This window comes from Butyrivibrio sp. AE3006, from assembly GCF_000424165.1.
Taxonomy (GTDB): Bacteria; Bacillota; Clostridia; order Lachnospirales; family Lachnospiraceae; genus Butyrivibrio.
In genome coordinates this window covers 12,738-26,265 of sequence record NZ_AUJJ01000028.1, presented here as the reverse complement: position 1 = coordinate 26,265, position 13,528 = coordinate 12,738, and the positions used below count along the sequence as shown (strand labels likewise).

15 protein-coding genes are annotated in these 13,528 nt (G+C 41.5%); all 15 read right to left on the bottom strand.

The annotated features are described in order from the left end of the window. Positions 1–2: 2 nt before the first annotated feature. Positions 3–1,277, bottom strand: coding sequence for an ABC transporter ATP-binding protein (locus tag G603_RS0114185; protein ID WP_026524589.1), 1,275 nt, complete (start codon positions 1,275–1,277; stop codon positions 3–5). Positions 1,278–1,309: 32 nt separating this feature from the next. Further along, complete coding sequence (locus G603_RS0114180; protein WP_081667351.1) at positions 1,310–2,332, bottom strand: ABC transporter permease; 1,023 nt, start codon at positions 2,330–2,332, stop codon at positions 1,310–1,312. Beyond that, a complete protein-coding gene (gene rfbC / locus G603_RS0114175) occupies positions 2,332–2,898 on the bottom strand; it encodes a dTDP-4-dehydrorhamnose 3,5-epimerase (protein ID WP_026524591.1) in 567 nt (188 codons plus the stop codon). The genes G603_RS0114180 and rfbC overlap by 1 nt, the downstream gene beginning before the upstream one ends. 24 nt (positions 2,899–2,922) lie before the next feature. Further along, entirely contained in the window at positions 2,923–3,441 is a 519-nt protein-coding gene (locus G603_RS0114170) for a hypothetical protein (protein ID WP_026670643.1), read from the bottom strand. After that, positions 3,431–4,300 (bottom strand): glucose-1-phosphate thymidylyltransferase RfbA, encoded by an 870-nt coding sequence (gene rfbA / locus G603_RS0114165; protein ID WP_026524593.1) that lies wholly within the window; start codon positions 4,298–4,300, stop codon positions 3,431–3,433. The genes G603_RS0114170 and rfbA overlap by 11 nt, the downstream gene beginning before the upstream one ends. Positions 4,301–4,405: 105 nt before the next feature. After that, entirely contained in the window at positions 4,406–5,335 is a 930-nt protein-coding gene (locus G603_RS0114160) for a glycosyltransferase family 2 protein (protein ID WP_026670642.1), read from the bottom strand. A 112-nt stretch (positions 5,336–5,447) separates the two neighbouring features. Beyond that, on the bottom strand, positions 5,448–6,536 hold the full coding sequence (rfbB, locus tag G603_RS0114155) for a dTDP-glucose 4,6-dehydratase (protein WP_026524595.1): 1,089 nt from the start codon (positions 6,534–6,536) through the stop codon (positions 5,448–5,450). A 109-nt stretch (positions 6,537–6,645) separates the two neighbouring features. Beyond that, positions 6,646–6,984 (bottom strand): hypothetical protein, encoded by a 339-nt coding sequence (locus G603_RS0114150; RefSeq protein ID WP_035793380.1) that lies wholly within the window; start codon positions 6,982–6,984, stop codon positions 6,646–6,648. Beyond that, positions 6,981–7,352, bottom strand: a complete 372-nt coding sequence (locus G603_RS0114145; protein WP_035793378.1) for a transporter — start codon at positions 7,350–7,352, stop codon at positions 6,981–6,983. Before G603_RS0114145 ends, G603_RS0114150 begins: the two co-directional genes overlap by 4 nt. Next, positions 7,342–8,319 (bottom strand): SGNH/GDSL hydrolase family protein, encoded by a 978-nt coding sequence (locus G603_RS0114140; RefSeq protein ID WP_155832688.1) that lies wholly within the window; start codon positions 8,317–8,319, stop codon positions 7,342–7,344. Before G603_RS0114140 ends, G603_RS0114145 begins: the two co-directional genes overlap by 11 nt. A 22-nt stretch (positions 8,320–8,341) precedes the next feature. Further along, entirely contained in the window at positions 8,342–9,427 is a 1,086-nt protein-coding gene (locus G603_RS0114135) for a hypothetical protein (RefSeq protein WP_026670638.1), read from the bottom strand. A 32-nt stretch (positions 9,428–9,459) separates the two neighbouring features. Beyond that, positions 9,460–10,794, bottom strand: a complete 1,335-nt coding sequence (locus tag G603_RS0114130) for an MBOAT family O-acyltransferase (protein WP_051207909.1) — start codon at positions 10,792–10,794, stop codon at positions 9,460–9,462. Positions 10,795–10,907: 113 nt separating this feature from the next. Then, positions 10,908–11,669: a hypothetical protein gene (locus G603_RS0114125; protein ID WP_026670636.1), complete on the bottom strand. Its 762-nt coding sequence runs from the start codon at positions 11,667–11,669 to the stop codon at positions 10,908–10,910. 8 nt (positions 11,670–11,677) lie between these two features. Continuing rightward, on the bottom strand, positions 11,678–12,898 hold the full coding sequence (locus tag G603_RS0114120) for a DUF6077 domain-containing protein (protein WP_026670635.1): 1,221 nt from the start codon (positions 12,896–12,898) through the stop codon (positions 11,678–11,680). 2 nt (positions 12,899–12,900) lie between these two features. Beyond that, positions 12,901–13,527, bottom strand: a complete 627-nt coding sequence (gene udk, locus G603_RS0114115) for a uridine kinase (RefSeq protein ID WP_026670634.1) — start codon at positions 13,525–13,527, stop codon at positions 12,901–12,903. Between the last annotated feature and the right edge of the window lies 1 nt (position 13,528).

Sequence of the window (13,528 nt, the reverse complement as noted above, 5' to 3'; positions counted from 1 at the left end):
TTTTAATCCCTTTTTGCATCCGTTACACTTACCTCGGATTCCATATCAAAGAATCCTACGGTGTTTTTGTCTGATACCACTGTAATATTGAGCGCATCATACAGACGATGATACACTACAAAATCATCCTGCTCAAATCCGGTAACTCCGAAGGATACCAGATATTCTCCCCCCTGCAGGCGCATTCTCTGTTTAAAGACAATCTCCTTCTCATCTCCTGCCTTAACAGGCTCTAGGAAAGACTTCTCTACCATAGAATTCGTGCCTGTAATCTCGATACCAAGAATGTTTTTGAAGGTAAAAGCAAATATAGGAGCATTTACATCCTGTAAAAACTTAACCTTCATGTGAATCTCGAACTCTGACCCCTTTAAAACAGAATTCGTTCTGATTCCCTTGGAATCAAGAGCATAAAACTCAGTAATCTGGGCTGCGTTATTGCCATATTCCAAAAGGTTAGGATTCTCAGCCTTCTCAGCAGCCTCTCTGATATCTTCATCGTCGAGAAGTGACTTAAAATCATTCTCGGGAAGCGGGTACTGTCCCACCAGAACCTGCTTATAGATATCAATCATTTTCTTGGGTGTTCCTTCGCCAAGGATCACGCCTTTATTTAACAGAACAGCCCTGTCGCAATATCTGCTTATGGTTGAAAGATCATGGGATACGAAAAGTATGGTCTTTCCCTGTTCTTTAAATTCTTCAAACTTGTGGTAGCACTTTGCCTGGAAGAAAACATCTCCAACAGAAAGTGCCTCGTCTACGATCAGTATCTCAGGATCGATATTTATGGCAACAGCAAATGCCAATCTTACAAACATACCACTGGAGTAGGTCTTAACCGGCTGATAAACGTAATCACCGATATCTGCAAATTCAAGAATCGCATCAAGACGCTTATCAATCTCCTCCTCGGAAAAACCTATCATCATTCCGTTAAGGTAGATATTGTCAATTCCGTTGTACTCCATATTAAAGCCCGCTCCAAGCTCAAGCAGTGCTGAAATATGACCATTTACCTGTACGTCACCGGATGTGGGTGAAAGAACTCCTGTAATGATCTTAAGAATTGTGGACTTTCCGGAGCCGTTGGTTCCGATAATTCCTATAGTCTCGCCGCGCTTTACCTCAAGGTTCACATGATTAAGAGCAAGATGCTCTGTGTAACCCTGCCCCTTCATGAGGCCAAGTGCATCCTTAAGCCTGTCAGAATTCTTATTATATAATTTATACATTTTTGTAAGGTCAGTGACCTTAATCGCTATATCCTTATCCATAAAACTCTTTCTGATAGTCTTAAAGTAATCTGTTACAGAACATCTGCAAAATGCGTTTTGGTACGCTTAAACACAAGTGAGCCTATACCAAAAATAAGTGCAACCACTATCCAAAAATAAGTGCTTGAGTAGAAATGCTCAAAAAACCACTCATCTCCGTAAACCGCATTCCTGTACCCATTAACAATATAGGTCATGGGATTGAGCTTAATGATCCACTTAAGTCTGTCGGGAAGCATATTTATATCCCACAAAATAGGTGTAGCCCACTGACCGACCTGAAGAACGATTGCAAGAATCTGGGTAAGATCCCTGAAAAATACCACAACCGAGCAGGTGGTATAACAAATGGACAGCACCAGAATGAATTCACAGATTGCGTAATAAAAAATCTGAAGCGTATAAATCGTAGGATGATATCCATACAAAATAGCCACAACCATCATTACGCCTGCAAAAAATACATGTATAAAAAGTGCAGCAATTATCTTGATAAGAGGCAGAATACTAATCTTGAAAAGAACCTTCTTAACAAGGTAGTTGTATTCAAGAAGAGATGTAGTTCCGTTCATAAGAGCTTCATTGAAGAAAAACCACGGAACAAGACCTGTTGTCAGGAAAAGAACATAGGGAACCTCTACTCCTCCTGCAACCATCTGTGATCTGGTATTAAAAATACGATCAAACACAAAGAAATACATCAAAACAGTGACCACCGGCTGAACCAGTGCCCACACAACGCCCATATAAGAGCCGGCATATCTTTTTTTGAAATCGTTGACAGAAAGTCGCCATATAAGGCGCCTGGAATTATATAGCTCCACAGGAAGAACCATGAGCTTGTCATACCAGGCTGTAATCAAAACCATTGACAGTATAAGCAGTACACAGGCACAGATTTTCTTAAGAAGCTCTGTTCTCTGATCTGCCAGTGGATTAAAGTGGAATACTATAATCAGCATCAAAGCAATTGCTATGGTATAGTACACTCCAAGTACCACAGTCTTAGGCAGCTTACTTAATACAGGCAATCTGTCTATTTGCTTTTCTGCCATTATTCTACTCCACGTTCCTTTTTATAATCAGCAAGTGTGCCCCACTTGGGATCCTTCTCAGACATGATAAGCTCTGACTCATCCTCGTAAGGCCACTCAATTCCTATCTCAGGATCACTAAAGAGGATTCCGCCCTCATCATCGGGATGATAAAAATCGGAGCATTTATATACAAACTCTGCATAATCAGAAAGCACCAGGAAACCATGTGCAAATCCCTTAGGAATGAAAAACTGCTTCTTGTTCTCTGCAGAAAGTCTTACGCCGAACCACTTTCCGAAGGTCTTTGAACCCTCTCTTAAGTCAACGGCAACATCAAAAACCTCACCGTTTACTACTCTTACAAGCTTATCCTGTGGAAAGTTCTTCTGGAAATGAAGGCCTCTGAGAACACCTTTTTTGGATGCTGACTGGTTGTCCTGAACAAACTCAACATCTATTCCAGCCTCTGTGAAATCTCTCTTAGAATAGGTCTCCATGAAATAGCCTCTGCTATCACCGAAAACCTGAGGTGTAATAACCTTAAGTCCCTCTATTTCACATGTCTCAACAGTAATCTTTCCCATTTTTATCTATCCTCTCAAATTCAATTACTTTTTTTCTGCAGCTTCGTCAGCTTTTGTATCTTCTGTGGTCTCTTCCGATTCCTCTACAGAATCTTCTGCCGCAGAATCCGATGCTCCTGATGAAGGTCTGTCTCTGGTGATATCCTCGGGCCTTGCCTCGATCCTGTCATCACCTGTAACCTCATTATCCATCGGTTCATAAAAATCTGTTGATCCTGTAGTTGTTCCCTTGTCTGCATTGGCAGGAACGGGGACGTTATCCACAACCACAACAACTGACGGGCGCTGCTCATTTTTATCAAAAAACTTATCAGATTTAAGGAAGCCTTTGAGATCGTCACCTATCTGTTCTCCTGATGACATGATCTCAGCCTCATCAATAGCCTCGTCTTCCGGGATCTCCTCCTCTACAGTGCTGGCAAATTCATCTGCGTCAATAAGCGCAGCAATCCGCTCCCTGTTAGCGGCGTAGACAACAACGCTAACAAGGACAACTGTAGTTATAATCGCCAGAATTGACAATCGATAAGCTTTAGAGTCCATTTGCTACCTCAACAAGATATTTACCATAATCAGTCTTCATAAGGGGCTCAGCAAGTTTAAGGAGCTGCTCCTTAGTAATAAAGCCTCTCTTATAAGCTATCTCTTCGATACAGGATACATAAAGTCCCTGTCTCTTCTGGAATGCACATACGAAATCAGCAGCGTCAAGAAGAGAATCATGGTTACCTGTATCAAGCCAAGCAAAGCCTCGGCCCATAGTCTCAACTCTGAGAGTTCCGCGGCGAAGATACTCGTTATTAACACTTGTGATCTCGATCTCGCCTCTTGCGGAAGGCTTAACATTCTTAGCTATATCAATTACATCATTGTCATAGAAATAAAGTCCGGGAACTGCGTAGTTGCTCTTGGGATGCTCGGGCTTCTCCTCGATGGAAAGTGCCTTACCATTCTCATCAAACTCAACAACGCCGTATTCTCTGGGATCACGAACATAGTAGCCAAAGATTGTAGCTCCCTTTTCTCTTGAAGCAACCTCTCTAAGGAGCTTACTGAAGCTCTGACCATAGAAAATGTTGTCGCCAAGTACAAGAGCAACACTGTCACTACCGATGAAGCTCTCACCGATGATGAATGCATCAGCAAGACCTCTGGGCTCCTCCTGAATAGCATATGAAAAGCTCATTCCAAGCTGCTCACCTGTTCCGAAAAGATCCTCGAATATAGGCAGATCTCTGGGTGTAGAGATAATAAGAACCTCTCTGATACCCGCAAGCATAAGAGTAGAAAGCGGATAATAGATCATGGGCTTGTCATAAACCGGCATAATCTGCTTTGAAATCGCTCTTGTAAGAGGATAAAGTCTTGTTCCTGAGCCACCTGCCAAAATAATTCCCTTCATGGGCATAAACCTCCAAAATAAAAATAAAACTAAAATAATCGCAACAATTATATCATAAATTAGTGCTTTTCCGCACTATGGCGGACTTATTTGTAATGCAATTTATTACTTATCGTTTTTACGAACCTCGTCTATGATAAACGGAGGACGTTTCCTTGACTCCTCAAGGACTCTCCAGATATACTCACCCAAAATTCCAAGGGTCAGCATGATGACACCGGATGCAAAAAGAATAACGCACATAAGTGATGCATATCCTAAAATAGGTGTTCCAACGGTAAGCTTCTCATAGATAGAGCAGATAATTCCCACAAAAGCAAGCAGAGCAAACAATACACCACACATACTCATGACCCTTATGGGGAAATATGAAAAGCTCATCATGGAATCCATCACCAGCTTGAACTTCTTAGCAAAGGTCCAGCGTGATTTTCCAACAGTTCTGTCCTTTCTGTGGAAATAAACCTTGGCTGATTTAAAGCCAATCCACATTACCTGAAGTGTCAGTGATGAGTTCTTCTCATCAAGCATCTCGATAACTTCGATTGCCTGTCTGTCAAGAAGATAGCAATCGCAGCCTCCCTGGGGCATATCCTTGTTGATGGTCTTCCTTACAAGCCAGTAATACATGCCTGCAAAGAACTTCTTCATGGCACCCTCATCTCTCTCAGCTCTGATGGCAAGTACTACCTTGTAGCCTTCCTTCCACTTCTCAAAGAGCTCAAGAATAAGTGTGCTGTCCTCCTGAAGGTCAGCCTGCTTGGTAACTGCGCAGTCACCTGTGCACACAGAAAGGCCTGCCAAAATAGCCGCATGCTCACCAAAATTCCTTGAAAGTCTGGTGCAGACAACGTTCTCATCCTTCTCGGCAATCTTGTTCATTACCTCCCAGGAATTATCTCCTGAACCGTCATCCACAAAGACGATCTCATATTCAGGAAGCTTATGGAGGATTTTCTCCTTCATGTCATCATAAAGCATTTCCAGTGTATCTGAGTTGTAATACACAGGAACTACTATTGACAATTTGCTCATAAAATTTATCTCTCCTATAACGCAAAAATAGAATTCCTCCTCGGAATTCTGTTTTTAACACGTAAGGGGCTAATAGGGATTAACCTAAAAGCCCCATGTTATCACTTAATTATCAAAGCTTGTCGCTGTACATGCTATCGTAATACTTCTGATAGTCACCGCTTGTTACATGCTCCATCCAGTCCTCATGCGCAAAGAACCACTTAATGGTCTTTCTGATACCTTCCTTGAACATGGTCTCAGGCTCCCAGCCGATCTCAGCCTTGATCTTGTCAGGTGCGATCGCATAACGACGATCGTGTCCCTTTCTGTCCTCAACATAAGTGATGAGGTCATAAGTAAGCTTCTCTTTTCTGGGATCTGAATCATCAAGAGACTCTCTGAGTACATCGATTATTGTCTGAACGATCTCGATGTTCTGCTTCTCATTGTGTCCGCCAATGTTGTAAGTCTCAAAAAGTCTGCCCTGCTCCTGAACCATATCAATTGCCTTGGCATGATCTTCAACATAGAGCCAGTCACGAACGTTCTTACCATCACCGTAAACAGGAAGCTGCTTGCCCTCAAGTGCATTGTGGATCATAAGAGGTATAAGCTTCTCAGGGAACTGGTAAGGTCCGTAGTTGTTTGAGCAGTTTGTAATATTTGCAGGGAACTTATATGTATCCATATAAGCCTTAACAAGCATATCTGAGCTTGCTTTACTTGCTGAGTAAGGGCTATGAGGATCATAAGGTGTTGTCTCATAGAAATATGCGTTGGGATCCTCAGGAAGTGAGCCGTATACTTCATCAGTACTTACATGAAGGAATTTCTTGCCTTCCTTGAAGCTGCCATCAGGGAGCTCCCATGCCTTCTTAGCTGCATTAAGCATTGTAGCTGTACCAAGTACGTTGGTCTCAACGAAGATCTCAGGATTAACGATAGATCTGTCAACATGACTCTCAGCCGCAAAATGAACAACGCGGTCGATGTCGTTCTCCTCGAAGATCTTATTTATAGCATCTCTGTCACAGATATTTGCCTTAACAAAGGTGTAGTTGTCTCTCTCCTCCACATCCTTGAGGTTCTCAAGGTTACCTGCGTATGTAAGTGCATCCACATTGATAATGCGGATCTCATTATCATACTTTTTAAACATGTAGTGAATGTAGTTTGAACCGATGAATCCGGCACCGCCTGTTACAAGATAAGTTCTCATTATTTAACTCCTATTATTAAAAAATTTATAATTATTAGGCTCATAAAATTATAACCGCAATGCACATATCATGCAAGGCGGCGCAAAACCGCACAGAAGCGGCGTTTGCTCAAATAAGATAAAATACACATATACCTGAAAGTATAAGAAGCATTCCTATAATCTTATTTTTTGTAATTTTCTCAGCAAACAGCATCCTGCTAAGAAGCATAACCATGATATAGCCCACCGGCTCTAAGATTACCACATACATATACGGCATGTGACCATAGCATACTATGGCAATAAACATGGAAACAACCAAAAGTCCGTATCCCATAATTACCAGGACATTCAGATACTGTCTGATAAAATTCGGATATTCCTTCTGTGAGCTTTTCTTAAGAAGCATCTGTGATATGGATGCAATAAGCTGTCCTACAAGTGCAAGGATAATGAAAGGAATCATAAGCTCCCTCCTTCCTCGCGAGCAGGCTTATTCAGGATGATGGTTCCTGTTATTACCAGAGCAACACCAATGGCCTTGGGCACTGTGACCTCGCCATGGAATAGAATTACACTCCATAAAAGTGACCACAAAAGTGTCATTGCTTTATTGGCATAGGCTATTGAAAGCTCAAACTTCTTAAGAAGCTGCTGCCACAAAATGGCATATACACCAAGAACTGCAAAATCCAGCATATAAAACAATATGAATTTAGCAGACAAAAACTCGTAATTTGAAACTATCTTGCTGATAACAGTGGTGAGGGAATATATCAAAACCGCACCCTGCAAAAACAATATAGCCTTCAGGGAGACCTTCTTATTTTCCATAAATAGCCTCCGCAAAGTGAGCTGCTATATGCTTGTTGCATTCCTGATTAACATGGATGTTATCAAGAAGATATTCTGAGCTGTTACCCTCATCTATAGTTCCGTAATAGTTATCTATAAAGGAAACGCCTGTCTCTCCGCATACATCTATCATGTGCTGCATATAGGTTGTGAGCTTACCGTTTCCAAAGTCTACTCTGTCACCGTTCTTAAGACTTCCGTCAGAATCATAAGCATAGCAGAAGGTAAATGACATGCATACTACTCTGATATAAGGATATTTTTCCTGAATCTTCTTAATTCCAGAGCGAAGGGCTCCCATATATGTCATGGGATCAACTTCATCACCGGGATTCATTCCGGGGCGAAGACTTATATAATCAAGTGCATCATAGTAGATCACAAGAGTATCAACCTTACTAAAATCGGTATTCTCAAGACTGCCAAGGCTAAGTGTATAAGTATTGTCTTCAGTAAATGAATTCAGCGCTTCATCCATTCTGGAAAAATCGCCAGTAACGATTGAATCTACAATATTATTAAAGCTGAAGCTGTCCATGGGATAATCAGCCTGATACTCTGCATTCTTAACAGAAATAGTACTTTTAGGGAAGCCTGCGTTGATCACCGTAGCTCCTGTTTTATCTGCAACAAGTCCGCAAAAGCCAGTATTTGAATAGTCATAGGTCACAGCGTCATTACCAAGAACAAGTATGGTCTCTTCGCCGTCATCCTCATGACCTTCCTTTTTTTCTGCGGGAAGTACAAAAATCTGGTCAAGGACTTCAACCTCATAGTCCTCTGCATTGACATCAGAAGTATCAACTTCTCTTCCCTTATTCCATATACTAAGCTTCACCACTACAAAAATGATAACAAGTGCGATTACGGCAAGCACCACAAAATGTACCCATGCCGGAACGGAAGATTCCCGTTCTCTATTGTCATTTGATCGTAAGTTTGGCAATGTTAATTCCCTCCATACCTGCTTAATAATACTCCGCAGTTAGTAGAGCGTCGAAATCAAAGTCATTCACAATACGCATCATCTCCGAAAGCTCATGTTCAAACTGCTCATTACTTTTGACTTCATGTTCTCCGTTTGCAAAACACTCCGTCATATAACGATTAATCTCCGGCTTATAATGTGTATAATCCGCATAGTTACTAAGGTCTGTAACTATTTCCTCCATGTTCTGAAAATAAAACAGACGCACATTATCATACGACAAAAATTCGGATGCCGCAAATCTATATTGATTAAGGGTCGCTTCGAGGTGGTTCTCAGTTAAAACATTATTCCAGTATAGAATGCTGTAGGGCGGCACAAACACATAAAAAGTTGTCTCAGGATGAGCCTCGATAAAGGGCAAAATATTTTCCTCAAGATTTATCTTTGTCTGAGGTATCAAAAGACCCGGATCCATCTCCTCTTCAACTTTTTCCGGAGCCTCATATCCATGCATTACATAATTGATATTGTAATATTCCTCAGTCCACCAGCTGGCGTAGATTTCAGACATATTCGAAGGCCTTTTCTGAATATAAGGTCTGAAAATATACTCAAGGATAACGTCCTTATTCCAAAGATACTTCACATCATTAAGAACGTTCTTATCATAGAGATATTCCGGCAACGGATATTTTATCTCATCTGTAGCCGCAGTAAGAGTAGGAATATCCAGCACCATAAAAACAGCCTTAACATCATTTGTCTGCCTTGCCAGGGTGCTATCGTCATAGACGATACTAAGAATATTGTAATCATCCCTTGGATATGCGCCGCTATATGACAGCTTAAGAGTATTAAGCCCCATAAGCTCGCGGAAATCGTCCGTGTGAAAATTCACAGTCATTGATGAGCCTATTATGCAGCTGTCGTAGGTCATATTTCTGGCCATGCCGGGATTCTGGGAAAGCTGATTATCCACAACATAAGGAAACCCTGAAAGGGGCTTATGATAATGGAAAAAAGGATCCACATATATAACCAGCGCGCTGATAACTGACAGCATAAGTGCCACAATCACCGCGAAGATGAGTATTAACTTTTTGGCAAATCCGTCTTTTTTCATAAAACTCCGATAAAAACCGTATTTTCAATGCATCAGAAATTCACATACAGGAAGGTGCTGACTCTTCCAAGGCTCAGGGTACACCATACAAAAAGTGCTGCCAAAAGCATCATGCATACCACCAAAAAGGCTCTGCTGCCGCCCTGCTCTGTTACAAGCTCATAGCGTTTTTCAAAGCCTGCAGCTAGTTCCTTTGCATTTTTTCCTGCAAACACAAGAAGGCATGAGAGAATCACAATAAACCACATGCACACATAGCCGCTCCAGCTATATCCGGGAATAGGCGTAACCTTAAGAACATACCATAGCTCATCCAGCTGAAAACACTCTGCCAGCTTAATGCTTATCCTAAGGCCGCTCCAGGCAGCGGGTTCTACTATTTTCCCAAGAAGTGTTAGGGCATCTGCTGCGGTTCTTGCTCTAAAGAATACCCATGCCGCTGAAACATAAATAAAAGTAAAGAGCCTGCTCTTGAATTTGTCCGGCTTAACAACCCTTGTTATAACCATCATAACGCCGTGCATAAGGCCCCATATTATGAAGGTAAAGCCTGCACCATGCCAGATTCCGCTAAGAAAGAACACAATCAGAATATTAAGATATGTCCTCATGGTTCCCTGCCTGCTGCCTCCAAGGGGAATATAAACGTATTTCGTAAAAAACCTGGTGAGAGTTATGTGCCACCTATCCCAAAACTCTGCGATATTCCTTGCTTTATAAGGCGAGCTGAAATTGATTTCAAGATCCATACCGCACATTCTGCAAATACCCTCAGCCATATCGCAGTATCCGCTAAAATCAAAATAGAGCTGAAGTGAATAGCTAAGAGCCACAATGATGGCATCTATTGCCGTAAGAGTCTGAATATTGGAATATCCGTAATCCGCCCCAAGTCCCAACGCATCTGAGAACAGGACCTTCTTAGCAAGACCGAGAATAAAAAGCACCATTCCCATAAGGATATCCCTTGATGCTACTTTCTTTTTAATTAGGGAATTAAGCTCACCTGTAATCTTTTTGTAATCAGCAAGGGGGCCCTGCATTATCTTTGGAAAAAACAGAATGTAACTAAGATATTCAGAAAGTCTGAAACTTTCTACTTCCTTCTTTTTCAGCATCACAAGAAATGCTATCTGCTGGAAGGTGTAAAAACTCACAGCCACCGGCATTACGATACTGCCGTTATATTTAAAAAAGCAAAGAAATAAAACATTTCCAAGAACTCCGGGAATCAGTGAAACGCCCTTTTTATCTATAAGATATCCCCAAAGCACATTCCAGATTATGCTCACAAAAAGAGCACCTATGCTTAATGCTCCGTAGCCTGCAAAAAACAGGACTGACATGGCAATAATCCAAAGGCGCATGATAACTTCGGCATTATCTCTCGTACTACAAAATCTCTGGATTAAATGTATTCCGAGAATAAATACCGGCAAATATACAAATATGAATATGTAAGAATTAAAAGTCATAGGAATCAGTTTACCATCTTAGGGTCTTCGTAAATATTATATGCATCCACTTCTGCAATGAGAGTAAGTCCCATTTTCTCCAGGTCCACATCAATACTTCTGCCCTTGGGCATAACAATATATCTGCATTTAGTCTCTCTTGTTGCGGCAAGAAGCTCCTCTGCATTTATGGTCTCAACATTCTCATAAGCCTCATGAACAGCGTTGTAATATTTCCATGCAATAATATCTCTTCCGTAAGGCATCATGATATTAGTGTCGTACTGTCTTACAAAATGAACAAGCTCCTCAGGGAAAACCGCTCTTACTCTGGGCTCACCCTCCTTGGGCGATATAACATCACAGACATCGATAGCAACCTGCGGTATATGATAAAGATTCTCAGCTCTTTGCATATACTGATTTTTATAAACAATGCTGCCGCAAAGAATGATAAGAGCGCTGACAACAACCGTGCCAATCCTTCTGTGAGAAGCAAAAAGCTTACAGCCCGCATAGGCGATGCACACTCCCATAGGAAGAAGCCACAGTATCCTGTAATAGGTATCTGCCCCATCATCCAAGATTGCAACATAAGCTATTCTGGTAAAGGGCACAAAAAAGCCAAGAAGCACGATGAGCGGCGCAATCCCGATCACCATCTTTTTCCTGTAATCTTTCTCTGCTATAAGGAGATATATTAGAGCAGCCGCAAAAAGGACCAGCATAAAGCCGTTTCCTCCGTACTGCTTAAATATCACCCAGCTTTCCATAAAAATTCCGTACATAATAACCTCTACATAGATTTATATACCAGCAGATATATCACGCTGGGAATTATTGAAAGGGCCGCCTTAACGATGACCTTAAAATCTCTTGTGTAAATAAGTAAAAGGAAGGTCAAAAGTGCTGTAAAGCCGCATGCAAACATGATTCCCATGGAGCTCATGATTCCTGCACACATATTGACCATAAAAAGGATCACCCATGAACAGTTTCTGATAACCCTTGTTCCGCCTGCTGTCTCTTCCTTCCACAGATATCCGGGCTTTCTGCAATCATCAAACATCCACAAAAACAGCCACAAAATAAGCGGAATGATAAAATTGGAAACCATGGCTTTACCCTGCCAGGTACGCATCATAAGAAAGGTCTCTGCAGTGTAAATGGAAGTATTTCCAAACATGATAAAAAGAGACATAAATATCATGAAAATCGGAACCATCGCCTGCTTACCGGCAAGAAGGATTCTTCCGATCTCAAGATATATAAGATAAACCAGTGGCAAAAGCACAAGGGGCATAATGGAATGGCACACGATAGTCGCATGCACTCCGCTAACCTTGGCGATAAATGCTTCCCACATGGTAAATACAGCCATTGCGTGTCTAAGATCAAGGCTTGTGGAGCTTCCCGTATAAGGAAGGATTGTATTCATAACCCCGGCCTGCTGTGCAAGAAGAGATTCAACTACATAATAAGCATCATCTCCGTCAAAGGGTGCCATAAATACTGCCATAAATAACTGGAACAATACTATAAGAAAAAAGATTCCCCAGAAAACATAGCTCTCAAGGCTGTACTGAACCTTCATCACTCTCACATCAGTTCTTGGGCTTATAAGAGCTGAAGGATCTGCCTTCTCTTCACCGGGAAAGGTAAGCTTCATGAAGGTATGAATTCTGCCTCCCCTGAAATCCTCAGAAAATCTTGGCACGTAGCCATCGCGGACTTTTTTCCTGACTCTCTTTGCTGTTAAAAATACACCTAAAGCAGAAAGCAGAATCTCGCAGGCTCCAAAAACACGTACGCACATCTTAAAAGCGCCGTACTTTAACAAAATCATACAGGGAATAGATACTACCTCAAACACAGCAAAAGAAAGGATAAAACCGCATAAAAAGGTTATCCCAATGGTCTTTTTTGTGTAAGGAAGCAGTCCCTGCAAAAGAAGTCCCATGCACATCGGTATAATAAAAAGCCATAATATTAGAGCAAGAACCGAAAGCACAATCATCCTCAGCGTACCTCCTCCCTGAGCATGGACTGAAGATGTTCAGTAAAGATATTGATTCCTGTAAGATTCTCACCGCCTCTTGGAATAATAAGATCAGCGTATTTCTTACTGGGTTCAATGAACTGTTCATGCATAGGTTTAACAGTCTCGCCATACTGTGTAAGAACAGAGTCGACACTTCTGGCTCTCTCGATAGTATCTCTTCTGATACGCCTCATAAGTCTCTCATCCGCATCAGTATCAACAAAGACCTTAACGTCCATAAGGTCTCTAAGCTCTTTATTTTCAAGAATAAGGATTCCCTCAAGCAGAATTACGGGCTTTGGAACCACGTGAATAGTTTGCTCTGATCTGTTGTGAATAGCATAGTCATATACCGGGATATCAATCTCCTCGCCTCTCTTAAGCTTTTTCACATCCTCTATAAGAAGCTCTGTATCAAAAGAAGAGGGGTGGTCATAGTTAAGTCTGCTTCTCTCATCATAAGAAAGGTCGTTATGAGCTTTATAATATGAATCGTGGCTTATAACAACAATATCATCACCAAACTTCTCTCTGATCCTGTTGACGATGGTGGTCTTCCCCGAAGCTGATCCTCCCGCAATTCCTACTACACAAACTTTAGCCATT